The sequence below is a fragment of the Marivita sp. genome, from assembly GCF_020055675.1.
In the GTDB taxonomy this organism is placed as follows: domain Bacteria; phylum Pseudomonadota; class Alphaproteobacteria; order Rhodobacterales; family Rhodobacteraceae; genus Marivita.
Genome location: NZ_JAIPUS010000025.1, coordinates 1 through 25,392, shown reverse-complemented (window position 1 = coordinate 25,392; position 25,392 = coordinate 1). Strand labels below are relative to the sequence as shown.

The 25,392-nt window shown below is 59.9% G+C and carries 15 protein-coding genes; all 15 read left to right on the top strand.

What is annotated here, in order from left to right; genetic code table 11:
• Positions 1-6 precede the first annotated feature (6 nt).
• Positions 7-1,017: a TAXI family TRAP transporter solute-binding subunit gene (locus LCF59_RS14155; protein ID WP_292288262.1), complete on the top strand. Its 1,011-nt coding sequence runs from the start codon at positions 7-9 to the stop codon at positions 1,015-1,017.
• Positions 1,018-1,078: 61 nt separating this feature from the next.
• Positions 1,079-3,187, top strand: a complete 2,109-nt coding sequence (locus LCF59_RS14150; protein WP_292288261.1) for a TRAP transporter fused permease subunit — start codon at positions 1,079-1,081, stop codon at positions 3,185-3,187.
• A 9-nt stretch (positions 3,188-3,196) separates the two neighbouring features.
• Positions 3,197-4,570 carry an NAD(P)/FAD-dependent oxidoreductase gene (locus tag LCF59_RS14145; protein WP_367273414.1) on the top strand — a complete coding sequence of 458 codons (1,374 nt, stop codon included), beginning with the start codon at positions 3,197-3,199 and terminating at the stop codon, positions 4,568-4,570.
• A gap of 91 nt (positions 4,571-4,661) precedes the next feature.
• Positions 4,662-5,474: a flagellar motor protein MotB gene (locus LCF59_RS14140; RefSeq protein WP_292288260.1), complete on the top strand. Its 813-nt coding sequence runs from the start codon at positions 4,662-4,664 to the stop codon at positions 5,472-5,474.
• A gap of 101 nt (positions 5,475-5,575) precedes the next feature.
• Entirely contained in the window at positions 5,576-6,877 is a 1,302-nt protein-coding gene (locus tag LCF59_RS14135) for a flagellar hook protein FlgE (RefSeq protein WP_292288259.1), read from the top strand.
• 28 nt (positions 6,878-6,905) lie between these two features.
• Positions 6,906-8,354 (top strand): flagellar hook-associated protein FlgK, encoded by a 1,449-nt coding sequence (gene flgK / locus LCF59_RS14130; RefSeq protein ID WP_292288258.1) that lies wholly within the window; start codon positions 6,906-6,908, stop codon positions 8,352-8,354.
• An 11-nt stretch (positions 8,355-8,365) separates the two neighbouring features.
• Positions 8,366-9,370, top strand: coding sequence for a flagellin (locus LCF59_RS14125; protein ID WP_292288257.1), 1,005 nt, complete (start codon positions 8,366-8,368; stop codon positions 9,368-9,370).
• Positions 9,367-10,467 carry a flagellar basal body P-ring protein FlgI gene (locus tag LCF59_RS14120; protein WP_292288256.1) on the top strand — a complete coding sequence of 367 codons (1,101 nt, stop codon included), beginning with the start codon at positions 9,367-9,369 and terminating at the stop codon, positions 10,465-10,467. The genes LCF59_RS14125 and LCF59_RS14120 overlap by 4 nt, the downstream gene beginning before the upstream one ends.
• A gap of 33 nt (positions 10,468-10,500) precedes the next feature.
• The gene (gene motA / locus LCF59_RS14115) at positions 10,501-11,367 is read left to right on the top strand and encodes a flagellar motor stator protein MotA (RefSeq protein ID WP_292288255.1); all 867 of its coding nucleotides are present in this window, start codon (positions 10,501-10,503) and stop codon (positions 11,365-11,367) included.
• Positions 11,360-13,102, top strand: a complete 1,743-nt coding sequence (locus LCF59_RS14110) for a hypothetical protein (RefSeq protein ID WP_292288254.1) — start codon at positions 11,360-11,362, stop codon at positions 13,100-13,102. Before motA ends, LCF59_RS14110 begins: the two co-directional genes overlap by 8 nt.
• 207 nt (positions 13,103-13,309) lie before the next feature.
• Positions 13,310-14,158, top strand: coding sequence for a glycosyltransferase (locus LCF59_RS14105; protein WP_292288253.1), 849 nt, complete (start codon positions 13,310-13,312; stop codon positions 14,156-14,158).
• A gap of 2 nt (positions 14,159-14,160) precedes the next feature.
• Positions 14,161-15,516: an oligosaccharide flippase family protein gene (locus LCF59_RS14100; protein ID WP_292288252.1), complete on the top strand. Its 1,356-nt coding sequence runs from the start codon at positions 14,161-14,163 to the stop codon at positions 15,514-15,516.
• A 105-nt stretch (positions 15,517-15,621) separates the two neighbouring features.
• The gene (locus LCF59_RS14095; protein WP_292288251.1) at positions 15,622-22,098 is read left to right on the top strand and encodes a type I polyketide synthase; all 6,477 of its coding nucleotides are present in this window, start codon (positions 15,622-15,624) and stop codon (positions 22,096-22,098) included.
• A 5-nt stretch (positions 22,099-22,103) separates the two neighbouring features.
• Positions 22,104-23,123, top strand: coding sequence for a glycosyltransferase (locus tag LCF59_RS14090; protein WP_292288250.1), 1,020 nt, complete (start codon positions 22,104-22,106; stop codon positions 23,121-23,123).
• A gap of 3 nt (positions 23,124-23,126) precedes the next feature.
• A partial coding sequence (locus tag LCF59_RS14085; protein WP_292288249.1) for an AMP-binding protein occupies positions 23,127-25,392 on the top strand: 2,266 nt, incomplete at its 3' end.

Genomic DNA, 25,392 nt, shown 5'->3' with positions numbered 1-25,392 from the left:
GACCTCATGAACCACCTCAAGACCGCGGCATTCGCCGCGACAATCGCAATGTCGGGCGCATCCGTCCAGGCGCAGGACGATGGCGCAAACTATATTCTGGCGACTGCATCAACCGGGGGAACATATTACCCGGTTGGCGTGGCACTCGCGACGCTTGCGAAGGTCAAGCTCGAGCCGGAGCAGAACATCGGCATGTCGGCCATCAGCTCTGCCGGGTCGGGCGAAAACGTGCGCCTGATCCGTGAAGGCGAAGCACAGTTCGGCATCATGCAGGGGCTTTACGGTTATTACGCCGCGACGGGCACTGGCCCGTTGGAAGAGGTCGGACCGCAAGAGAACATGCGATCCGTCTCGATGCTGTGGCAGAATGTCGAGCATTACATCATCGACTCGGACGCTGTGAACACCGGCACGATGGCGGACATGGTGGCCCTGAAGGGCGAGAGCATGGCGCTGGGCAGCCAGAATTCCGGTACGATCGGGTCGAACGCGGCAATCCTTTCAGGGTTCGGCATCGACATATACAACGATTACGACCTTGTCTTTGGCGGTTATGGTCCGTCATCCGAAGCGTTGCAGAACGGTCAGGTCGAGGGCGTCGGCATTCCCGCCGGCATCCCGGTGGGTGCGATCAGCCAACTGATGGCGTCGGCTGGCGACTCCGTCACCCTGCTCAACTTCACCGAAGAAGAAATGGCCCAAGGTGACGGCGATCGGGGCCTTTGGACGCCGTTCACCATCCCCGCGGGCACCTACCCCGGTCAGGATGCCGAAGTTCAGACCCTGGCACAGCCCAACTTCCTGGCCACCAGCGCCGATTTGCCGGAAGAGGATGTGTACCAGCTGACCAAGGCAATGTATGAAAACCTGGCCTTCCTGCAGGCGATCCATCCCGCTACCAAGGCAATGTCGCTGGAAGCGGCGATCGCGGGTCTGCCCCTGCCGCTGCACCCCGGTGCACAACGCTATTACGAGGAAGCCGGGCTGGACATTCCCGAGCGCCTGATAGCGCAGTAATCCGACATCCTCTGGCCAGCCCGTGTGCCTCATGGGCTGGCCCCTGACGATCGGTGGGTCCATGTCAGATATCGAGAAAGACCACGACAGCGCTCGCATAAGATCGTTCAGCGGTTCGGCGGATATGGCCTTGTCGGTGGTCTGTTTCCTGATCGCCATCGGGCACATCTACGTGGCCTTCGACCCGGTGCTGTCAGAACTGCAACGCAACGGCTGGCACTTCGCGGGATTCGCCGCGCTGGCCGCCGTGCTGTATCCCATGTGGCGCGGGAGGTCCGGCAAGGCGGCACCGCTTGCATTGGACCTGACACTCGGTATTGCCGTTGCCGCGTCAGCGGTTTGGCTGACCCTTGCCGAGAACGCGATCTATGACCGAGGGGTGAAACTTGCCCCGCTCGACTGGATCGCGGTTTCCGTATGTGTCCTTGGCGCAATAGAGCTGACCCGGCGTGTGGCCGGGATCATCATTCCGATCCTGATCATCTTGGCCCTGACCTATGTCGCCTTCTGGGGGCAGTTCATCGGCGGGGTCTTTGCCTTTCCGGGCCTGAGCGTCGAAACAGTGGCGTTCCGGTCGATCTATGGCGATGACGCGATGTTCGGCACGATCGCGCGGATTTCCTCGACCTATGTCTTCCTGTTCATCATCTTCGGCGCCTTTTTGCTGCGGTCGGGCGCAGGAGAGTTCGTGATCAACATGGCGCGCGCCGTGGCGGGCAAACTGGTGGGCGGACCGGGAATCGTTGCGGTAATCGCGTCAGGTCTGACGGGGACCATCTCGGGCTCGGCGGTTGCCAATACCGCCTCGACAGGCGTGATCACCATTCCGCTGATGAAACGCGCTGGCTTCAAATCGAAATTCGCGGGTGGCGTCGAAGCGGCCGCGTCCACTGGCGGGCAACTGATGCCGCCGATCATGGGCGCCGGAGCCTTCGTGATGGCAAGTTTCACGCAGATCCCTTACGAGACCATCGTTGCGGTCGCGGCCCTGCCGGCGCTCTTGTATTTCCTGTCAGTCGCGTTTTTCGTGCGGATCGAAGCGCGCCGGAACAACCTCGCCCCGATGCCGGACGAAGGCCAGACGCTCGGGTCGGCCTTTCGCGAAGGCGGGGCCAGCTTCATCATCCCGATCTGCACCCTGATTGCGCTTTTGGTGTCGGGTTTCACCCCGACGTATGCCGCGGTCTTCGGAATCCTCGCCGTGATCGGGTCAAGCTGGCTGACCAAGAACCCGATGAACCCGAAAGCGGTGTTCGAGGCCTTCGTGATGGGGACCAAGGGCATGGTGCTGACGGCAGTTCTGCTTTGTGCCGTGGGCCTGATCGTCAACGTGATCGCGACGGCTGGCGTCGGCAACACCTTCAGTCTGATGATCGCAAGCTGGGCTGGTGGCAATATCCTGATCGCGCTTGTGCTGGTTGCATTGGCCAGCCTGATCCTTGGCATGGGGCTTCCGGTGACGGCGGCCTATATCGTTCTGGCCACGCTGTCGGCCCCGGCGCTGTCCGGCATGATCAGCGACCAGTTCGTGATCGCGCAATTGGCTGCGGGCGCCTTGCCCGATGCCGCGAACGCCATCCTGATGTTCGGCGTGCCGGAACAGGCCGAGATGCTGAATCGCGATCTGACCCAATCCGAGGCGTCAACGCTCATCCGCAGCCTGCCGCTCGAGGTTGCGTCACCCCTACGCGAGTTGGTGGTGCCGCCCGAGGTCGCGACAAGTGCGCTTTTGTCTGCGCATATGATCATCTTCTGGCTGTCTCAGGACAGCAATGTGACCCCACCTGTTGCGCTGGCCGCCTTTACTGCTGCGGCGATTGCCAAGGCGCCGGCAATGGCCACTGGTGTCGAGAGTTGGAAGCTGGCGAAGGGCCTTTATATCGTGCCGGTCCTGTTTGCCTATACGCCATTCCTGTCGGGTGATTGGCTCGCGATGTTGCAGGTGTTCGGCTTTGCCGTTGTCGGGGTATATGCGCTGTCTGCGGGGCTGCAGGGCTGCATGGAGCGACCCTTTGGCTGGATCATGCGGATCATCTGTTTTGCCGCCGGCTTTGCGTGCTTGTGGCCCGAGGCGCTGATGATCAATCTTGCCGGAGTAGCGGTTGTGCTCGCGATACTTGCATGGAACATCCGGTTCGGCGCGCCCCGCCTGGCACAGGCCGGGACATGAAGCCCAAGGATTGGCAAAACCCCGGCTGCGCCCCGGTTTTGCGCGACGTCTTTTAATTCAAGGCCGATTTTCCTGCGCGGCCCGGCTTGTTTCGGGCACAAAACACTGGTCAGTTGTAGTGCGCCACCGAAAGACAAACAGATGGGCAAGAAAATCATCGTGATCGGCGCCGGGATCGTCGGTGTGTCGACAGCGATCTGGCTGCGCCGGTTCGGTCAGACGGTGACCCTCGTGGATCGCGCAGACCCCGGACAGGGCGCGTCTTATGGCAATGCGGGGCTTCTGGCCGCCTGTGCGATGGTGCCCGAAACAACGCCTGACCTGTTTTTCAAAGCACCGAAAATGCTGCTTGACCGGGACTCGCCCTTGTTCGTGCGCTGGTCCTATTTGCCTCGGATGCTGCCCTGGCTGACCGGCTATATGAAACATGCAAACGACCGCGATACGCGCCGGATATCCGGCAATTTGGCCGAGATCACCAGTGATACGGTAACCCAGCACTGGGCTTTGACAGAGGGGATGGGTGCCCGCGACTACCTGAACAAAAGCGATTATGTCTTCGCCTACCGCTCCCGCGCCGATTTCGAGGCAGAGGCCTATACCTGGCAGATCAGGCGGGCGCGTGGCTTCGACCCCACGCTGATCGAAGGACCTGCCGTCCAGGAATTCGATCCGGGCTACGGTCCGAACATCGGATGTCTTGCCGTGGTCAAGGATCATGGGTTTGTCACCGATCCGGGCGGATATGTGGCCAGCTTGGCGGATGAATTCCAGAGGATGGGCGGACGGGTTGTACGTGCCGATGTAACCGACATCGAGGCCTCCGAGAATGCACCACCGCGCGTCATTACATCCGAAGGTGCCATGTCCTGTGACAAGGTGGTGATCGCATCGGGCGCTTGGTCCAAGACGTTGATGAAAAAACTGGGTCTTCGTATTCCTCTGGAGTCAGAGCGCGGATATCACATCGTCATGAAAGACGCCTCGGGCGGTCCGCGCGCGCCGACAATGGTTTCGTCCGGCAAATTCGCGGCAACGCCGATGAAAGCGGGGCTGCGCTGTGCCGGGATTGTCGAACTCGGCGGATTGGAGGCCGGACCGTCAGACGCGCCGTTTGCTCTGCTGCGCCGCCAGATCCCCGAGGCCTTCCCGCATCTGGAATTTTCGTCCGAGCAGACCTGGATGGGTCACCGCCCCGCGACAACCGACAGCTTGCCCCTGATCGGTCAGGTCCGGCGCAGCGGAGTTTATACCGCTTTCGGTCATCAGCATGTCGGCTTGACCGGAGGACCAAAAACCGGGCGGCTTGTTGCCGGGTTGATCGCCGATCAGCCGTCGAATCTCGATCTGGGCGCCTACGCGCCGGATCGCTTCGGTGTTTGACGCCGCCACGCAAACACCCGTCGATTTTTAATTGTTAAGCCACGGTTTACGCCTGCCTGCTACCCCGGTTGCGGGGCGTAAGGAGTAGGGTATGGCGACCGACAGAAATGTCGCGCCAGTTATCATCAAGCGTAAGAAAGTGATCGCCGCGGGCGGTCATCACGGTGGTGCGTGGAAAGTGGCTTATGCCGATTTCGTCACTGCAATGATGGCATTTTTCATGCTGATGTGGCTGTTGAACGCGACAACCGAACAACAGCGCAAAGGGATCTCGGATTATTTCAGTCCGACTGCCCCGATCAGCCGCCTGTCCAGTGGGTCGGACGGCATGTTCATGGGCGACAGCGTCTTCGCCGAGGACGTGCTTCCGCGCATGGGAGTCGGGGCCAGCTCACTGCAAGACACGACCAGCAAAAGCACATCATCCCGAGAGGAAGACGCGCAAGAACGGGCCTTCAAGGAAGTAGAGGATGTCCTGCTGGGCCTCGGCGGGGAAAGCGGACTGCAGGACAAGTGGCTGCGCCATGTCGTGACCCGTGTCACCGATGAAGGGCTTGTCCTGGAGTTTCATGACACCGCCGATGAACCGCTTTTCACGGATGAGGCCACCCCGACCCGGATCCTGCATGAAATCGCCTATGCCGTGCGGGAGGCCAGCAAGCTTCTGACAAACGAAATCGCGATCGAAGGGCATGTTGCCAAGGTTCCGATTGTCCGCCGCGAAGACCCGGTCTGGGATTGGTCTTCGGAGCGCGCTTTCCGCTTTTCCGAGATCCTGAATGGATACGGTCTCACCCCGGAACGGTTGCGCCGTGTCACGGCCTATGGGGATCGTGAACCTGTGGTTGATAACGCCATGGCCGAGCGGAACAACCGGATCGAGCTAGTCTTCCTGCGGTGGTGACTGTCGAGAGAAATTCATCGACTTTTATCCGTTAGGCCCCCGTTAAAGCCCTGCCCTTATTGGTGAGAGCACAGCGAGTCTCCACACCAGAAAGGCGCTTCATGTCGATCTCTTCTTCTCTTACGGCGGGCGTTGTTGGCCTTTCATCCAACGCAACCCGTCTGGCCACAATTTCTGACAATATCGCCAATTCGCAAACGCCCGGCTACAAGCGGGTCGATGCCAATTTCCACTCCATGGTCGTAACCTCTGGCGGCGGCGCCTACACCGCCGGTGGTGTGCGGGCCACGACCCAGCGCTATATCGACCACGAAAGCGCGATTGCCACGACCTCCAATCCGACCGATCTGGCCGTGAGCGGTCGCGGCTTCCTGCCCGTCGCGCAAGCAACCGAGGTGATGGCCGGGTCCGAGACACCGCAAATGTTCTTGTCCTCAACCGGGTCATTCCGAACGGATGCAAACGGGTATTTGCGCACGGAATCCGGCCAGATGCTCTTGGGTTGGCCCGCCAATCTTGACGGCAGCATCCCCAATTATCCGCGCGCCACCAGCGAAGCGCTCGAACCTGTGAGGGTCAACGTCAACCAGTTCAGTGGCGAACCAACTACACGGATCGAACTCGGGATCAATCTTCCAGCAACTGAAACCGAAGCAGGTGCGGGAGGGGACCCGCTTACCCAGTCTGTTGAATACTATGACAATCTGGGCCGGGCCGAGTCGCTTGAAATTACATTCACCCCGGCTGTGCCAGGCGCCGGCACGTCCAACGCATGGTCCATGGAAATTGTCGATAGTGCTGATCCGGGGACCGTCATTGGCCAGTATGATCTGGAATTCGATGATGCGCGAACCTTGGGCGGCACGCTTCGCGATGTGGTCGATGTTTCTGGCGGCCCATACGATCCGGCCACCGGGGTGCTGACCGTGGCCGCACCGAGCGGACCCATCGATATCAATATCGGGCGCTATGGTCAGAACGAGGGCCTTTCGCAGCTCTCCGATATCTTTGCGCCCTTCAATATCGGCCGCGACGGTGCCCCGGTTGGCAAGGTCACCTCTGTTGAAGTTGATGAAACAGGTATGGTCAATGCCTTCTACGACACCGGTACGACCCGAACCTTATACCAGGTGCCGCTGGCCGATATCCCCAACCCGAATGGCATGGCTGCGGCAGGCAGTCAGCTTTACATGCCAACCCCCGAAAGCGGCAGTTTCTTTCTTTGGGACGCGGGCAACGGATCAACCGGCGACATCCTGTCCTTCGCGCTGGAAGAATCCGCGACCGACATCGCCAACGAACTCACCGAATTGATCCGCACGCAACGGGCCTATTCCTCCAACGCCAAGGTCATCCAAACCGTGGACGAAATGTTGCAGGAAGCGACCAATATCAAACGATGACACGCCTTGAACCAGGAAGGATACCGCCATGAACCTATCTGGCGCACTCTCCAACGCGATGAGCGGCCTGACCGCCAACGCCCGCGGGACCAGCGTGATATCGTCAAATATCGCGAACGCCTTGAACGAAGGCTACGGTCGCCGCGAAGTAAATCTTGTATCGAACGCAACCCAGTCGTCTGGAGGCGTCACCGTGGCGCAGGTCACACGCCATGCGAACCCGATCCTGTCGCATCAAAAACGGCTGGCACTGGCGGATCAGTCTGCACAATCCACAACCTCCACCTTCCACGCCGGGCTTGAGAAATTGGTGGGCAGCATCGATACGCTAGGGTCCGTCGCGGACAAGTTGACGAAATTCGAAACCGCTTTGCTGTCGGCAGCATCCGATCCGTCCTCCGAAACCCGGTTGCGAAATATCTCCGTTGCGGCAGAGGGGGTGGCCTCAGCCCTGCGCAAAGCAAGCACCGGCATTTCGGATCTGCGCACCCGCGCTGACCAACAGATTTCCGCGACCATTGACCAGATGAGTTCCGGGCTATCACAGCTTGAAAAACTCAACGGGCAAATCATGACAGCCAATCATGATGGGCGAGACGTTCATGCGCTGATGGACCAGCGCGATGGCGTTCTGGACAACCTTTCGGAATATGTTCCCCTGCACGTCATTGAACGTGACAGCGGCGAAGTCGCAGTGTTTACCACGCAAGGACGAACACTCCTTGACGGGCGGGCCGCGACACTGTCCTTTGAGTCGCCCAGTGCCGTCCTGCCACATATGACTGTTGGAAACGGCCTCCTGTCCCGGATCGAAGTGAACGGCCAAACGGTCGATATTCCCGGCTCTGGCATGATGGAAGGCGGCGCGCTTGCCGCACAGTTCGACCTTCGCGACGGCCTGGGCGTCGAGGCGCAAGCACGGCTCGATGCAATCGCACGCGACACGATCGAACGCTTTGGCCCGGGCGGCCCTGATGCAACACTATTGCCAGGTGACCCAGGTGTGTTCACCGATTCCGGCATGGCTTTCAATGCATTGAACGAAACCGGAATCGCGACCCGGATCTCACTCAACGCGTCATTGTCAGCATCAAACGACGAAACATGGCGATGGCGCGAGGGAGTGAATGCGGTCACCCAAGGGGACGCTGGAAAGACAAGCCTGCTCCTTGACCTGAATTCCCAATTCTCAAGCGCAACAATGCCTGGATCGTCTGTTCTGGGAACCGTCCCTCAATCGCTTGTCGGACATATTCAATCTCTGACAAGCGATGTTTCTTCGAACCGGGTACGGGCAAGCGACGCACTCGAATTTGCCTCGTCCCACTTCGACAGCGTCCGGCAGTCCGTAGCCGAAGGCGGAGTCAACTCCGACCAAGAATTGCAGCAACTCATCGAGCTGGAAAAGTCCTACGCGGCAAACGCGCGGGTCGTGCAGGTCGTCGACGACATGCTGTCCGAACTTCTCAGAATTTGAAGGAATCTCTCATGCGCGCGATTGGTGATCTTGCATCATATATGCTGTCGAGCCGGTTTCAGACCCAGCTGCGCAACAGCGCTGATGCCGCTGCACAGGCTGCAACGACGGGGTTGGCACCAGACAAGGCACGCCACCTTGGCGGTTCAACGCTGGCCGTATCCCTTATTGATCGCAAGAGCGAGCTTCTGGAGCAACATCAACGCGGAGTTGCCGAAGCTGCCTTGTTGGCGGGCGCCACGCAATCCGCATTTGGCCATATCCAGGATCAAGCGTCCGAGTTGAGTGGCGATTTGGCGCTGACTCCACAGCTCCAGAACCGATCGGAACTGAAGGCAGTGTCAGACAAGGCGGCCGAAGTGTTTATCGACACGGTCAATGCGCTGAATTCCGAAGTCGCTGGACGTAGGCTTTTCTCTGGGACCGCTACGCAGACGCGACCATTGCCGGACGGACAGACCATGTTGAACATGCTGCGATCCGATGTGGCCGGGGGTGTCACAGCCAGCGATGTTCGAACTGCGCTGGATACCTGGTTCAACTCGGCTGGCGCTGGATTTGAAACCATGGCCTATCAGGGGTCCGATACCGGGTTCATAAGCCTTCCGCTATCCTCGGATGAAACCGCGACCTTTGGCGTGCGGGCGGATTCCGATACCATGCGTCACCATTTGGAGGCATTGGCGCAGGCTGCCTTGGCCTCTGATCCTAGCATAGCCCTTGGAATACCGGATCAGAAGGACCTATTGAGCCAGTCACGCGCAGCTCTGCTCCAATCTGACAATATCTTGACGGAAGAGCGAAGCAGCCTTGGCCTGACCGAAGCAAGCATCGAACGTGCCCGCACCGGAACCGAAGCGGAGCTGTCCCGCCTCGCCTCTGATCGCGTGTCGCTGGTCGGGATCGATCGATACGAAGCAGCATCAGATTTTGAAGCGGCGCAGCAGCAGCTGGAGATCTTTTACAGGGTTGCTGCGCGCCAAAGCCGAACCTCGTTGGCGGAGTACCTGAGATGAGATCATTCCTGATAGCAAGCATCCTGATACTTCTACCGGTCCTTGCCACAGCCCAGGGAGTCCGGCTCAAGGACATGGCCGATTTCGAAGGCGTGCGCGGGAACGACCTTGTCGGGTACGGATTGGTTGTCGGGCTGGACGGAACAGGGGATGGCCTGCGCAACTCACCCTTTACCGAGGATATGATGTCAAACATCCTCGAACGCCTTGGCGTGAACGTAACGGGCGAACAATTCCGGGCCAAAAACGTGGCCGCCGTGATTGTGACAAGCCAGTTGAAACCTTTTTCGCGCGCAGGCAGCAAGATTGACGTGACAGTCTCGGCCATTGGCGACGCCTCCAGCCTACGCGGCGGAACACTGGTTATGACACCGCTGAACGCTGCGGATGGCAAGATATACGCTGTTGCCCAAGGGTCGATCATCGCCGGCGGAGTCGTTGCAGAGGGGGACGCGGCAAAAACCGTTCAGGGCGTTCCCACGGCAGGAAGCATCCCGTCCGGGGCCATTGTCGAACGCGAGGTGGACTTCGATTTCGATGGGTTAAAGACTCTCACGATAGCTCTGAAAAGCCCGGATTTTTCCACTGCGTTCCGCGTCGAGCGCGCGATCAACCTGGCAACTGGTTCTGCCATTGCGAAGATGTCCGATTCAGGGACCGTGTCGGTCAATCTGACTGCCTCCGGCAAACGGTCGCCGGCGCACCTGATGGCCCAGATCGAAAATCTGCGAATCGAGCCAGATACGCTCGCAAGGGTTGTGGTTGACCAACGTTCCGGGACCATCGTGATAAGTGAAAACGTCCGCGTATCGCGCGTTGCTGTTTCCAAGGGCAACCTGACATTGACTGTTCAGGAACAGCCAATAGCAGTGCAGCCAAACCCGTTCGCCGAAGGCGAAACCGTTGTCGTTCCGCGGACCGGGGCACAGATCGACAATGAACCCGCTGTATCGCTTGCCGAGGTGCCGGGCGGAACGTCATTGTCTGATGTCGTCACCGGCCTGAACGCCTTGGGGATCACGCCCAATGATCTGATCGATATCCTCAAGACGATCAAGGCAGCTGGCGCGCTCCATGCCGAATTCGTCGTGATGTAACAGCGCTTTGCGCACAAGAAAGGATTACGCGACATGATCGCTCTGGCAGGGATCGCCTTTACATTCGCGATGGTTTTCGGCGGCTATCTATTGGCGGGCGGAAAGCTTGGAATCATCCTCAAATCCCTTCCGTTCGAAATGATGATGATCGGTGGGGCTGCGATCGGATCATTCGCCTTGGGCAACACGTTTTCCTCCGTGAAACAGACGGCAAAGGATACTCTCAAGGTGTTCAAGGGCAGCCAATGGAGGGCCGAGGATTACAACATGCTGCTTCAGGTGCTGTATCAGTTGATCAGCGTCGCACGCAAAAATCCCGTCGGTCTTGAAGCGCATATTGATAACCCGCAAGATTCTGACATTTTCGCGCAATTTCCGAAGCTGCAAAAAGATCACGCTGCACTGGATATCATCTGCGATACATTGCGGTCCGCCTCCATGAACTATGACGACCCCATTCAAGTCGAAGAGCTTTTGGACAAGAAGATCGACGAGACACGGCATCACCTCGAACACTCGGTGCACGGGCTCCAATCGGTTGCCGACGGCCTGCCGGCCCTCGGAATTGTTGCGGCGGTTTTAGGGGTTATCAAGACTATGGGATCGATCGATCAGCCACCCGAAGTCCTGGGAAAACTGATCGGAGGGGCGCTTGTCGGCACGTTTCTCGGTGTCTTTCTCGCCTACTGCCTCGTCGCCCCTTTCGCACTCAAGGTGAAAGCGGCGGCAGACGACGATATCAACTTCTACAAGACCATCAAGGAAGTATTTGTTTCGCACATGCAGCAACACCCCCCCAAAATCTGCCTTGAGGTCGCACGGCAAAACATTCCCCATCATTTTCGTCCCGGCTTTGGCGCTTTGGACGAGGCATTGCGGTCTTTGAAAAGCCATGCGTGAATTTCTTTCAGCCCTGCTCTTGCTTGCGGTCTGTGTCGTGGCTGGAGTCGCGCAAGCAAACACCGGGATCGTTCGCGGCGGAGAACACGGGAGTTTTACCCGGCTTACAATCGCTTCGGAACAAACAGTAGAGAGTTTTGAAAACACGCCCATGGGTGATGCCAAGTTCCACCTGATATTGACACCGCCCTTCTCGAAACTGAACACAGATATGATGTTTGATAGATTAAGCGCAGATCGGGTTGGCGCAATAAGGGTGCTGAAAACTACCCTTGAATTGCAAGTGACCTGCAACTGCGATATCAAAACCCGGATCGAAGCAAACAATCTGCTCGTTATCGACATTTTCGAGAGCACTGAGAAAGAGACAGTCACTCTCCCCTTGTTGCCTTTCAAACCAGGCGCTTTCCCTGAATTACCTGAGGCACCACCCCAACCAAGCCCAACCATGGATGCCTTGGCGCTCGATTTTTCTGCCGTGGATCGATTGTCAAACTCAATTGCCGCGCAGATCAGTCAAAATTCACATATCGTCGGATTTTCTGACGTTCCGAAGGGACTTCGCAACGGCGAACATCAGGCGGTTGAACGGGATATCACTCGAGGTAATTCGATCAAAGGAATTGACCGGCTGTGCCAGTGGTCCGAAGCCCTTTGGTCTGTGATCGGCACAGAAACACCTGAGCTTACTGGTCAGACCAACGGTAGCAATTATGCCCGGTCAATCAATGACGGCGCAATGTCTGATAACAAAGCAATCACCAGGGAATTGGTCGTTCACCTCTTGTCAAACGGGCTATTGGAAGAGGCAAAAGCCACATTTCAACTTATCTCGGATTCCCCCGATGATGCCGCAGGCTTTTCCAAGTTTGTTTCTGCTATTTCCGATCCTGCGCCTTCAGTCTCAGGACGGTTCGGTGACTGTGGTCCCCTTTTTGATATTCTGCTCGCGACCGCAACCAGCGAAGCGGATATTCCGGGAAACATCAAGTTACAAATATTGCAGGATTTTCAACTTTTGTCACCCGGGCTTCAAATTCAGCTCTATCCAAGATTAAATTCAATACTCGGAGGTGATGAAAAATCCCTTTTCCCACAGCTTGTGACCCATGCAACATTGGAAGAGTCGCTGGCAAAAAGGAAGACAGGCCTTGCAGGCAAGGAGGGCGACAAGACAGGTGACCCCGACAGCTTGGCTGCTGTCACCACGGAGTTGCGTGGTACCGAAAGAGAGATGGAAAGCTGGGAAGCGGCATTTGATGCCTATCTTGATCACAACAGGTTTTTTGACGCCTTGGCCGCCTTGAAAAAGACCAGCTCGTTACCGCCACTGGTGCAAGAGATTGCTGTTTCACAGCTTATAGAGGCGCTGGTTGATCATGCGGACAGCGCGACATTCGTGCAGGTCGCGCTGACGTCGTTACCTGATCTGGACCCAAGCATTGACGCGGCTGATGCCAGAAAAGTCGTTGATCGCCTGATTGAAGAGGGTTTCTCGGACGAAGCCCGTAGAACCGCGGATCTGCTCGAACCGGCGCCTGTTGCCGCAACAAATGATACAAGGTTCGATGCTGGGTCTTCGATGCGGATGGATGATGCGACGCTCCTGAATTCACAAGACGCCTTGGCCGGTTCTTCCGGGAGCCCAGAGCAATTGAGCGTTGCGATAGCACAGGATCAGTTGGATCAGAGTAGCCGGGCGCGAGAGGCGTTGGAGGAAAGATATGCGGATTAGGAGGATTGGCGAGCCACGAGAGTTTCATTCTTATCTTGCTGACTGTTGGTACGCGTAACGCGTCAACTCCGCCCACCGGGGCACAAAAGTTGTAAAATCTCGAACAACCTTAAAATTGACATGATCCTGTGAAAGACCCCTAGCACCCCTGAACGTAGCGTCGCTTCCAAGGAATGGCCGATTATGCCGCATCCGCCTCGCGGTCCCATGACTGAGCCCTTGCCTGTTCTCAGCATCCTGATCCCTGCCTCGAACGAAGAGGCATTGATCGGAGCATGCCTGAGCGCCGTTTTGCAAAGTGACTGGGTCCATGAAGGGGGTGTGGAAACAGTCGTGATTTCCAACGGCAGCCAAGACCGGACAGCGCAGACCGCATTGCGGCATCAGGAGGAATTCGCGCGCAAAAGCTGGTGTCTCCGTGTTCTGGAGCGCGAGGAAGGCAGCAAGCTTGGTGCATTGAACGCCGGCGATCGAGTCGCACGAGGTGCGATACGGGTCTACCTGGATGCAGATGTTGAAATATCTGAGCGCTTGCTCGGTAATTTGTACGAAGCACTCGATACGCCCAGACCGCGATATGCGAGTGGCCAGTTGAATCTGTTCGCACCGCGAACATGGGCGACACGTGCCTATGCCAGGATTTATGCGCAAGTGCCTTTCATGACGCAGGGCGTGCCGGGTGCCGGACTGTTCGCGGTGAACGCGGCGGGCCGAAGGCGATGGGGCGCCTTTCCTGACATCATCTCGGACGACACCTTCGTGCGGTTGAGTTTCCGCCCGGAAGAACGTGTGCGCGTGAATGCTCCGTACTCGTGGCCGTTGGTCGAAGGGTGGCGCAACCTGGTCCGCGTGCGCAGACGGCAAAACGCGGGTGTGGACGAGATCAAGACCAGGTATCCAGAATTGCTCGAAAATGATGACAAACCACCCTATCCGGCGATCGAAAAGGTGAAGCAAGCGTTTCGGGACCCGGTTGGATTTGCCGTCTACGCGAGCGTCGCGCTTGCTGTGCGCATCAAGGGAAGCGGTCGCTCGGGCTGGAGCCGGGGCCGGTGATCATGGCAATGTCGTCCCGGTTTCGCGGAGCATCGCTGAACGCGCGTTTCATGCGGAGTTCGGTCTTCACCCTCGCCGGATACGGTGCGGCGCAGACGTTGCGTCTTGCGTCGAACCTCATCCTGACACGCCTGCTCTTCCCGGAAGCCTTCGGTCTCATGGCGCTGGTTGCAGTGATCATGCAAGGGCTGGCCATGTTTTCCGATGTCGGGGTCAACCCCGCTATCATGCAATCGAAACGCGGCGATGATCAAAAATTCCTTGATACCGCTTGGACCATTCAGGTCATTCGCGGCGTGCTCTTGTGGCTTTTCGCATGCGCCATCGCGGTGCCTGTGGCGGCAATTTACGGTGAGCCATTGCTGGCATGGCTGCTGCCCTTTTCGGGGCTTTCCCTGCTGATCGCCGGATTCAATCCGACACGGATGGTGACAGCGAACAGGCACCTGTTGCTGGGCCGCCTGACCGCATTAAACCTTGGGTCACAGGTGATCGGCCTCGTGATCGCGATCGTAGTCGCATGGTACCTGCAGTCGGTCTGGGCGCTGGTGATCAGCGGCGTCTCGTCGGCGCTGGTGTTGCTGGTCTTCTACAATGTCTTACTGCCCGGAGAACGCAACCGCTTCCACTGGGAACGCGCAGCGGCGGATGAGCTGATCAAATTCGGAAAGTGGATCTTCCTCAGCACGATCTGCGGGTTTCTTTATCTGCAAGGTGACAAGCTCATTCTGGGGACGTACCTGCCACTCGATCAATTCGGCATTTACAACATCGGCTTTTTCCTCGCCAGCTTCCCGATTCTCATGGGCGGAGAGATGACCCGCAAGGTCCTGATCCCCGTCTACAGGGAACGTCCCCCTGCCAAAAGCGCGGAGAATTTTCGAAAATTGCAGAAGATGCGCTTTTTGCTGACAGGCGCGTTGATTTGCCTGACCGGCACCGTGTCGGTTGCCGGGGTGCTTTTGATCGACCTGATGTACGATCCACGATATTTGATGGCTGGCGCGGTCGTTGTCCTGATCTCGGCAATGCAGATACCCCACATCATCGTCCTGACGTATGAACAGGCGGCGCTGGCCGCTGGTGATTCCCACCGCTTCTTTGTACTGTCAGCCGCGCGGGCGGTTCTGACATTGGGATTCCTGTTTGCGGGCCTGATGCAAGGCGGGCTGTTCGGTGCGCTTGTTGGACAGGGCTTGGCGGGGCTGGCCGCTTATCCCTTTGTTGTCTGGATGTCGCGCCATGTCGGGGCGTGGGACCCCAAACATGATGCGTTATACGCTGTCGTCGGCGCCTTGACGATCCTGCTCGCATTCTGGATCAATGCCGACGCGTTAACCAATCTGGCCGCGCTGTAAACGGCGGGTTCGACCGGTCGACCAAAGCGCCTGTGACAACGCTGACTGCCCTAGTTTCATCATATTCATGCGATAACCGTTCACGCGAGAGACCGAGGTACGCGCATGACGCATAGAAAAACCGATCCGATTTCTGTCCCGGACGGGGATGTTGCAATCGTCGGCATGTCCGCCCATTTGCCGGGCGCGGCATCGCTGTCGGAATATTGGCGGAACCTGCGGGACGGCGTATGCTCGATCCGCCAGCTGTTCGAGCAGGAGTTGACCGACGCAGGCGTATCGCCGGGCCTGTTGCGGCACCGGGATTACGTGCCCTACGCTGCCAATCTGGAAAACTTCGACCACTTCGATGCAGAGTTCTTTGGCCTGTCGCCCAAGGACGCGGCCATCATGGATCCACAGCATCGCCAGTTCCTTGAATGCGCGTGGGAGGCTCTGGAAAACGCGGGCCACATGCCAGAGAGGCATGACGGACGTATCGGTGTCTTCGGTGGCTGTGGCATGGGCAGCTATTTCTATTTCAACCTGTGTTCCAATCCCGATCTGGTCGATGGCACCGGGATGTTCCTGCTGCGCCATACCGGCAACGACAAGGATTTCCTGACCACCCGCGTTAGCCATATCTTCGATCTCGATGGCCCGTCCGTCAACGTGCAGACCGCCTGTTCCACCTCGTTGGTGGCAACGCATTACGCCTGTCAATCGCTGCTCAACGGCGAATGCGACATGGCGCTGGCGGGCGGCGTAACGATCGAACTGCCGCAGGGGCAAGGGTATCTCTACAAGGAGAACGAGATCCTGTCGCCGGATGGGCAATGCCATGCGTTTGACCACCGCGCACAGGGAACGGTGTTCGGATCGGGTGCCGGGATGGTCGTGTTGCGCCGCCTGTCCGATGCCTTGGCAGATGGCGATCATATCTGGGCCGTCATCAAGGGCAGCGCGGTCAACAACGATGGGGCGGCCAAAGCAGGCTATCTGGCCCCGTCCGTCGATGGACAAGCTGACGCGATTGCAGAGGCGCATGCCATGGCCGGCGTTTCGGCCGAAAGCATAGATTATGTCGAATGTCATGGCACCGGAACCTATCTCGGCGATCCGATCGAGGTTGCGGCACTGACGCAAGCCTTCGAGTGCACAAGCGACAAGACAGGCCATTGCCGGATCGGGTCGGTCAAGACCAATATCGGGCATCTCGATACCGCGGCGGGCGTGGCCAGCCTGATCAAGGCGTCGATGGCCCTGCACCATCACCAGATGCCGCCGAGCTTGGGATTCGAAGAGCCCAACCCAACCATCCAATTCAAAACCACGCCATTTTGCGTGAACGACCGGCTGACCGATTGGCCAAGGACCAGCCATCCCCGCCGCGCCGGGGTCAATTCGCTGGGCGTCGGGGGAACGAATGCCCATCTCGTGCTCGAGGAGGCGCCAACACCGGAACCGTCCGAAGACAGTGACTGGCCGTTCCAGATCCTGACGCTGTCGGCGCGGAATACCCCGGCGCTGGATGCCAACGCGGCCCGGCTTGCCACCCATCTTCGCGCGAACCCCGATCAACCGCTGGCGGATGTGGCCTGGACGCTGAACACTGGGCGCCGCGCCTTCGAAAAGCGCCGTGTCGTGGTCGCGACCGACCCTCTCGACGCGGCTCAACAGCTCGAACGCGGCGACCCGCGCCGCGTCCATACCCATGACGCGCTGTCTTTGCCGGACATCGCGTTCCTCTTCCCCGGCGGCGGCGCGCAATATGTCGGCATGGCCCGCGACCTCTACGAGACCGAACCGGTCTTTGCCGAATGGATGGACCGCGGACTGGCGCATCTCGAAACGCTGGAAAATCGGGACATTCGCGCGCTCTGGCTACCCCGGCACGGCGAAGAGGATCAAGCTGCCGAGACGTTGCGCAAGCCGTCGCTGCAACTGCCGCTCATCATGATCGTTGAATACGCGCTGGCGCAGCTCTGGATCAGCTGGGGTATCCAGCCAACCGCGCTGGCAGGCCATTCCATGGGCGAAAACACCGCCGCCTGCGTTGCGGGCGTGATGTCTTTTGACGATTGTATCGGCCTTGTTCACCTGCGTGGCACGCTGTTTGACACGGTTGATCCCGGCGGCATGATCTCGGTCGCCCTGCCGGCGGAAGAGCTGGAGCCGCTGCTGGGCAACCACCTCGATCTTGGGGCGGTGAACAGTCCGGGCCTCAGCGTGGCATCCGGGCCGACCGCGGCGCTGGAGGCGCTGGAGCAGACCCTGCAAGAACTGGAGATCGAGTTCCAGCGCATCCCGATCGACATCGCCGCCCATTCGCGCATGCTCGATCCGATCCTCGACCGGTTCCGTGCCTATCTCGAAGCGATACCGCTGCACCCACCGCAGATCCCGATCACATCGAATCGCACCGGAACCAGGATGACTGCCGACCAGGCGACCAGCCCGGAATACTGGGTGGCCCACCTGCGCGGAACGGTACAGTTTAACCAGGGCCTCCAAGCTCTGGCTGAACGGCCAAACCGAATCTTCCTCGAAGTCGGCCCCGGCAAGGCGCTGTCCGGGCTTGCCCGCCAAGCCCCCGGCATCGCCGCGAACCAGGTTCTGTCCAGTCTGCGCCACCCCGACGAAACCGTCGAGGATGACCGCCACATGCTCGAAGTTCTGGGCCGTATCTGGGCGCTTGGCGGTGATTTCGACTGGGATCAGATCTGGGGCGATGCCCGCCGCAACCGCGTGCCGCTGCCAACCTATGCCTTTCAGCGGTCCCGCTATTTCATCGCACCCGGAGAAGCGCAAACCCCGTCGGTATCGCATTTCCTGACGCGGATCGACGGTCTCGAACACTGGGGCTGGACGCCCATCTGGCGGCCACAATACGCCGCGACCGCCGTTGACGTGCGCGACGACCTGGCAAGCGCCGAGGTGCAAAGCTGGCTGATCTTCATGGATGATGCCGGTGTCGCCAGCGCCGCCGCCAAACGCTTGCGTGATGCAAACCACGCCATCATCGAGGTGTGGCCCGGCGACAGCTTTGCGCGCGTGGACGACACGACCTATGTTCTGGCCCCCGAACGCGGGCGCGAAGGGTATGACATGCTCTTTGCCGACATGCTTTCGCGCGGGCTGGTCCCCGGCCGCATCGCGCATTTCTGGGGTGTGACCAAGGATCAAAGCCATCGTCCCGGGTCCAGTTTTTTCCACAGGATGCAGGAACACGGGTTTTATTCGCTCATGTTCATCGCGCAGGCGATCGCGGACGACTCCCTGCCCAAACCGGCGCAGATGACCGTGTTCACGAATGGAGCGGCGGCGCTGGGTGCGGAAACCGTTGTCATGCCGGAAAAGGCCATTCTTGCAGGCCCGGTCCGTGTCATTCCACGCGAGGTTCAAGAGCTGAACGTCGCTTCTGTCGATCTGGCCCTGCCCGACCCCCCTGCCAGGCGGATCCTCGGCGGTCGGGGCGATCAGACTGTCCATGCACAGGCGTGGAAAACTCTCACGGATCAGGTTCTCGAGGACATGATCGCGACCCCGGCATCAACCGTTGCCGCCCTGCGCGCGGGACGGCGCTATGAACAAGACCTGCGCCAGACCGTGCTACAACCTGCGCAGGACACCCTGATAAAGCAGGGTCGGACCTATCTTGTCACGGGTGGATTTGGTGGTATCGGGCTGACCATCGCGAAATCGCTGGCGGCGCAGGGCTGCACGCTGGTCCTGACAGCCCGTGATGCCCTGCCCGACCGTGATCTTTGGACCCGTTACCTCGAGCGCCACGCGCCGCAGGACAAACTGGCCCGACGCATCCGCGCGGTGCAACAGCTTGAAGCGCTCGGCGCAACCGTTCACAGCCATGCGGCGGACGTGTGCAACCTGACCGACATGACGCGGGTCGTTGATGAAACAACCACCCGCGAGGGCCGAATCGACGGCGTGATCCACGCCGCAGGGGTCATGGACGACGCGCCATTGCTGGCGAAATCCACCGGGTCGGTCGAACAGGTTTTCTCGGCCAAGATCCACGGCACCAAGGTGTTGGATCAGCTTTTCCCTGATGGCAGCACCGATTTCATCGCGCTTTTCGCATCATCCTCGACCCGGACAGCCCCGGCAGGCCAGATCGACTATGTCGCAGCGAACGAATACCTGAATGCCTATGCCCATGCGCGCAAAAATGACAAGACGCGGGTCGTTGCCATAAATTGGGGCATCTGGTCCGAGGTTGGGATGGCTGCAAACGCCTTGTCAGACCGCCTTGGCGATTCCGGATCAGCCGCATTGACGGAGATCGCGCTGCCACTGCTCGACAAGACCGGCTTCGACCCGTCTGGCCACCGGATTTTCGAATCGCGCTACACCGCAGGGGACTGGTTCATTGACGAGCACAGGACCAAACAGGGTGACGCCCTGTTCCCCGGAGCGGGGTATCTGTCGCTGGCAGCCAAGGCGCTGCGCGCACAAGGGGAAACCGGGTGCTTTACCATCCGCAACATGACCTTCCTGCGCCCCTTGCATGTTCCCGACACGGGCCACCGCGACATCCGGCTCCGTCTGTCCCGCCGCGATCACGGGTACCATATGGATGTGCTTGGCAGCCACACGCTGGGCGGGCGCGCAGGGTTTGCCCCCACCGTGGCGGCCGATCTGGTGCTGAGCCCGGAGGCGCAGCCTAAACCGGTCGATATCATGGCGATCCGCGCCCGGTGTGGCGTGGCGCGAAGCGCTGGGGATCGCGGAAAGCTCCGCTCTGCGCAGGAAAACCATCTGTCCTTCGGACCACGGTGGAAGGTGCTGGACACTTGCGCCTACGGACAAGGGGAAGGCATCGCCGACCTATCCCTCGGCCCCGAAGGACAAAGCGATGAAGGCTGGCACTTCCACCCGGCGCTTCTCGATATCGCGACCGGCTGGGCGATGGAGCTGATAGACGGCTACAGCGCCGAAAATCTCTGGGTGCCGGTATCTTATGACAGCGTGAAGGTCTATCACCGCGTCTGCGGGCAGATTGTCAGCTGGGTTCGATCCAGCGGGCGCAACCGGAACGCGGATGACACTGCCTGTTTCGACATCATCCTGGCCAAGCCCGACGGCACCATTTGTATGGAGATCGAGGGCTTCTCGATCAAACGGATGGACGATACCGCCGCGTTGTCCGCCCCTATCAAGGTGAGCCAGAGCGAATTCGAACCAGCCGATTTCGGCAGGGCAACGCAACCCCTGTCGCCTGCCGAAGAACGGTTCCAGCACAACCTGTCCCAGGGCATCCCGCCCGAGGATGGGGCAGATGCCTTCCTGCGCGCCCTGGGACAGGGTGTGCCGCAACTCTACGTGTCCTCGCTCGACATGCCGGCACTGATAGAACAGGCGGGCATCACGTCTGAAACGACGGGCGAGGGCCAGAAATTCGACCGTCCACAGCTCGATGGTGACTACATCGCGCCCGAAACCGAGGTCGAGCGCACATTGGTCGGCATCTGGGAAGACCTTCTTGGCGTGCAGGACGTCGGGGTCGAAGACAGCTTCTTTGATATGGGCGGGCATTCGCTGATCGCGGTGCGTCTCTTTGCCAAGATACGCAAAACCTACAATGTCGATTTCCCGATCTCGGTCCTGTTCGAAGCCCCGACCATCCGCGCCTGTGCCGCGTTGATCCACGACCGTACCGGGATCAGCGACACCCCCGAAAGCGCGCCCGACAGACCCAAGCCCAAGACGCGCCGGTTCAAGCATGTCGTCGCCATGCATGACGGTGAGGGGGGCCCGAAAACCCCGTTCTTCCTTGTCGCAGGCATGTTTGGCAATGTCCTGAATCTGCGCCACCTGGCCCAACTTCTGGGCGATGATCGCCCCTTCTATGGACTTCAGGCCAAGGGGCTTTACGGCGATGAAACACCGCACCGGTCGATCCGCGATACGGCACGCGATTACATCGCCGAAATGAAACAGGTTCAGCCTGAAGGTCCGTATTTCGTCGGGGGGTTCTCGGGCGGCGGCATCACCGCCTATGAGATCGCGCATCAGCTCGAGGCAATGGGCGACGAGGCAGCCTTGGTTGTTCTGCTCGACACGCCACTGCCGCAGCGCCGCCCGCTGAGCCGCAAGGACCGCCTGCTGATACAATGGCAAGAAACGAAGCGCAAAGGCATCGCTTACCCGTTTGTCTGGCTGCGCAACCGTGTGCGCTGGGAACTCGAAAAGCGCACGCCAAGCGATGCGACGAAAACCGCGCACAGCTTCCACAATGCGGAGATAGAACAGGCGTTTCTCGATGCCGTGGCGACCTACCAGATGACCGGATGGGATGGCCGCATCGCCTTGTTCCGTCCGCCCTTGACAGGCACATGGACGGTCTCGAGCCGCCGCCTGGTCAACCATGAGCGGTCCTACCTGTTCGACGACAACGACTGGGGCCAATTCACGCCGCAGATCGACGTCTACGAAGTGCCCGGCGACCATGACAGCATGGTGCTTGAGCCCAATGTCCGTGTGCTTGCCAGCTATCTGCGCAAGCTGATCGAAACCACGGAAGCAGAGATTGGCGGCAAGGGCACGGTGCTGCCGTTCACATCCTCGGAGGCAGCAGAGTAAGCAGCATGATCAACATCGTCACGGTTGTCCTGAACTACAAAACGCCCGACTTGTCGGTCAAGGCCGCACAATCGGCGGCGGCGGCCATGGCTGATTTCGGCGGCGTGATCGTACTGGTTGACAACGCGTCCCCTGACGATTCATTCCACCAAATGCAGCAGGCCGTGCGCGCCGCCCGCTGGCCCGCGCATATAGACGTTCAAGTGCTGCAATCGGGTCGCAATGGCGGCTTCGGCGCGGGCAACAACTTCGGCATCCGTGCGGGGCTCGACATCTGTCCCGACGCCGAATTCGTCTACATCCTCAACCCCGATGCCTCGGTCGAAAAAGACGGCATCGCGGCGTTGGTCAGCTACCTTGAGGCCAATCCCAGGGCCGCCATTGCCGGGAGCAGGATCTCGGGCGAAGACGGGGCCGCCCATTGCAGCGCCTTTCGCTTTCCCGGCCTTGCGTCGGAATTCGAAGCCGCGGCGCGCTTGGGTCCGGTCACGCGCCTGCTGAAAGACTACGTCCTGCCGCTGCACGTGCCCGCAACGTCCAGCGCCGTGGGCTGGATCGTTGGTGCATCGATGCTGGCGCGGACCAGTGTGTTGAACAAGATCGGCCTCTTTGATGAAACATTCTTTCTGTATTTCGAGGAAACGGACCTCTGCCTGCGCGCCCGTCGCGCCGGGCACGAGGTGCATTTCGTCCGCGAAAGCCGAATCTGCCATATCGGCTCTGTGTCCACCGGGATGGGCTGCTGGACCCGCACGCCACCCTACTGGTTCCAAAGCCGCTGGTATTATTACAGCAAGAATTACAACCGTGCCTATGCCATCTCGGCCACCCTTCTGAACGCGGTTGGCACGGTATGCTGGCGCCTGCGCCGCTGGGCCGAGGGAAAACCGGACACGGATGCGGAACACTTTGTGCGCGATCTGCTGTCCCACGACCTGCGCGCGCTTTGCCAACCGACACCCGAAGCCTCGATCCGGGCGATCGGGATGCGCCCTGACACGCCTCTCCAGATCAGTGTGGACTGACCCATGACCCATTTCGACAGCATCATCATCGGTGACGAAAGCTTGACGCAGCACTGCGCGGAAACCTTGTTATCGCAAGGACATCGATTGACCGCCTTGGTCACCGACACGCCCGCGCTGGCGGATTGGGCCAACGCCCGCAACATCCGGGTCGAGGCGCATGGCCCGGACCTTGCCGATCGGTTGCAGGGTATATCTGCCGACTGGGTGCTGAGCATCGCCAACCTGAAGATCCTGCGCCCGGACGTGTTGGCGCAGGCACGCAAGGGCGCGGTGAACTTTCACGATGGCCTGCTGCCCAAACGCGCCGGGCTGAACGCGCCGATCTGGGCGCTGATCGATGGGGAGAAGACCCACGGAATTACCTGGCACCTGATCGATGATGGCGTGGACACCGGCGATATCCTCGTCCAGCGCAGCGTCGACATCGCGCCCGAGGACACCGCGCTCACACTCAACACCAAGTGTTACGAGGCCGGGCTGACCAGTTTTCCAGACCTGTTGTCGGAACTCGCGGCGGGGCTGCCCAATCGCCGCAGGCAGGACACGGACCGGCGCGGCTACCATGCGCTGAGCGACCGGCCAGAGGCACATGGCCTGCTGCGGTTCGACCAAACCGCCGACACCGCGCTGCGCCTTATCCGGGCCTTGGATCATGGATCCTATTGGAACCCGATGTGCCGACCCAAGCTGCATGTTGGCGACCGCCTCGTGCATATCGGCAGCGCCTCCAGGACAGAAAGCAGCGCCCCCGCCGGACGTGTGATCGGCGTGGACGACACATCCCTGACCATAGCTTTCGCCGATGCCGCGCTGCGCCTGACGGAGCTTGCGGATGAGACAGGCCGGCCCGTCGTACCGAAGACCCTCGTTTCATTGGGCGACGCGCTGACGTCCCTGTCGGATTCGGAGCGCGCAACCATAAGTGACACGATGCGCACCACCGCAAAGCGCGAGAACCATTGGCGGCGAAAGCTGTCGGAAACGGTCCCGCTGACCTTGCCGTTTCTCCGCTCCGAACCACGATCGCTAAGCACGCGAGAGACAGGCATCAACGCAGACCACCTTGGAAAGGCGCTGTCGATCCTCGCAAACCGGTTGTCTCCACAAAGGGAACCGGGACTGGCGCTCACCAATCCGGCGCTCGTCGAAGCGTCGAGCATCGGCTTTGTTTGCCCATGGGTGCCCGTTTCCGCCGACACGCTGGGCCGCGAAATTCCGAAGGTCGAGACCGGCTTTGCGCGCGACCTTCCCTTGCGCGACCCGGCCTTGGACGCTTTGCAAACCCCGGCACTTGGCCTGTCGCTCAATGCCGGGGCCGTGCCCCAGGCCGCGATCACCTTCGAACTGTCCTCAGGGGCCGTCAAAGCTCATATCGACGAAGGCCGCATCATCCCGGATTTTGCCCGGATCCTGATCCATCGACTCCGCTGGATCTCCGATCAACTGGCAGATGGCAAAGCAGCCGAGGCGGTTGATCCGCTTCCGCCCGGCGAACGCCGGGATGTGCTGGAGACCTACAACGCCACCGCCGTCGATACGGATGCCCCGGCCACAATGCACGCCGCGTTCGAGGCGCAAGTGGCCCGCACCCCGGATGCCACCGCGCTGGTACATGAAAACACCACGGTCAGCTTCGCATCCCTCAATGACCGCGCGAACCGGATCGCACATACCCTGCGCCGGATGGGCGTGGCCCCCGACACGATGGTGGGACTGCACTGCAAACGTGATCCAGACCTTGTCGCGGGCGCGTTGGGTATCCTCAAGGCGGGCGGGGCATATGTGCCGCTCGATCCGGACTATCCACAAGACCGGATCGCGCATTACCTGTCCGACAGTTGCGCGCCGGTCGTCATTACCCAAAGCGACCTGCGCAGCGATTTGCCGGACAGCAGCGCCGATCTGCTTGTCATCGACCGTGACCCGCGCCTTGCCAATGCCCCGGCCACCAACCCGGACGCAAGCGCCACCGGTGAAAACCTCGCCTATGTCATCTACACTTCCGGCTCTACCGGATTGCCCAAGGGCGTGATGGTCGAACACCGCAACGTGCTCAACTTTTATGCCGGGATGGATTCTGTCATCCCCGACCGCGAAGCGGCCACATGGCTCGCCGTGACCAGCCTGAGCTTCGACATTTCCGTTCTCGAGCTGTTCTACACCATGGCGCGCGGCATCAAGGTGGTGCTGCCCAGCACCAGCCAACGTGGCACACTCTCGGGGGGGCCGGTGCGGCAACGCGGCAGCGGCATGGAATTCTCGATCT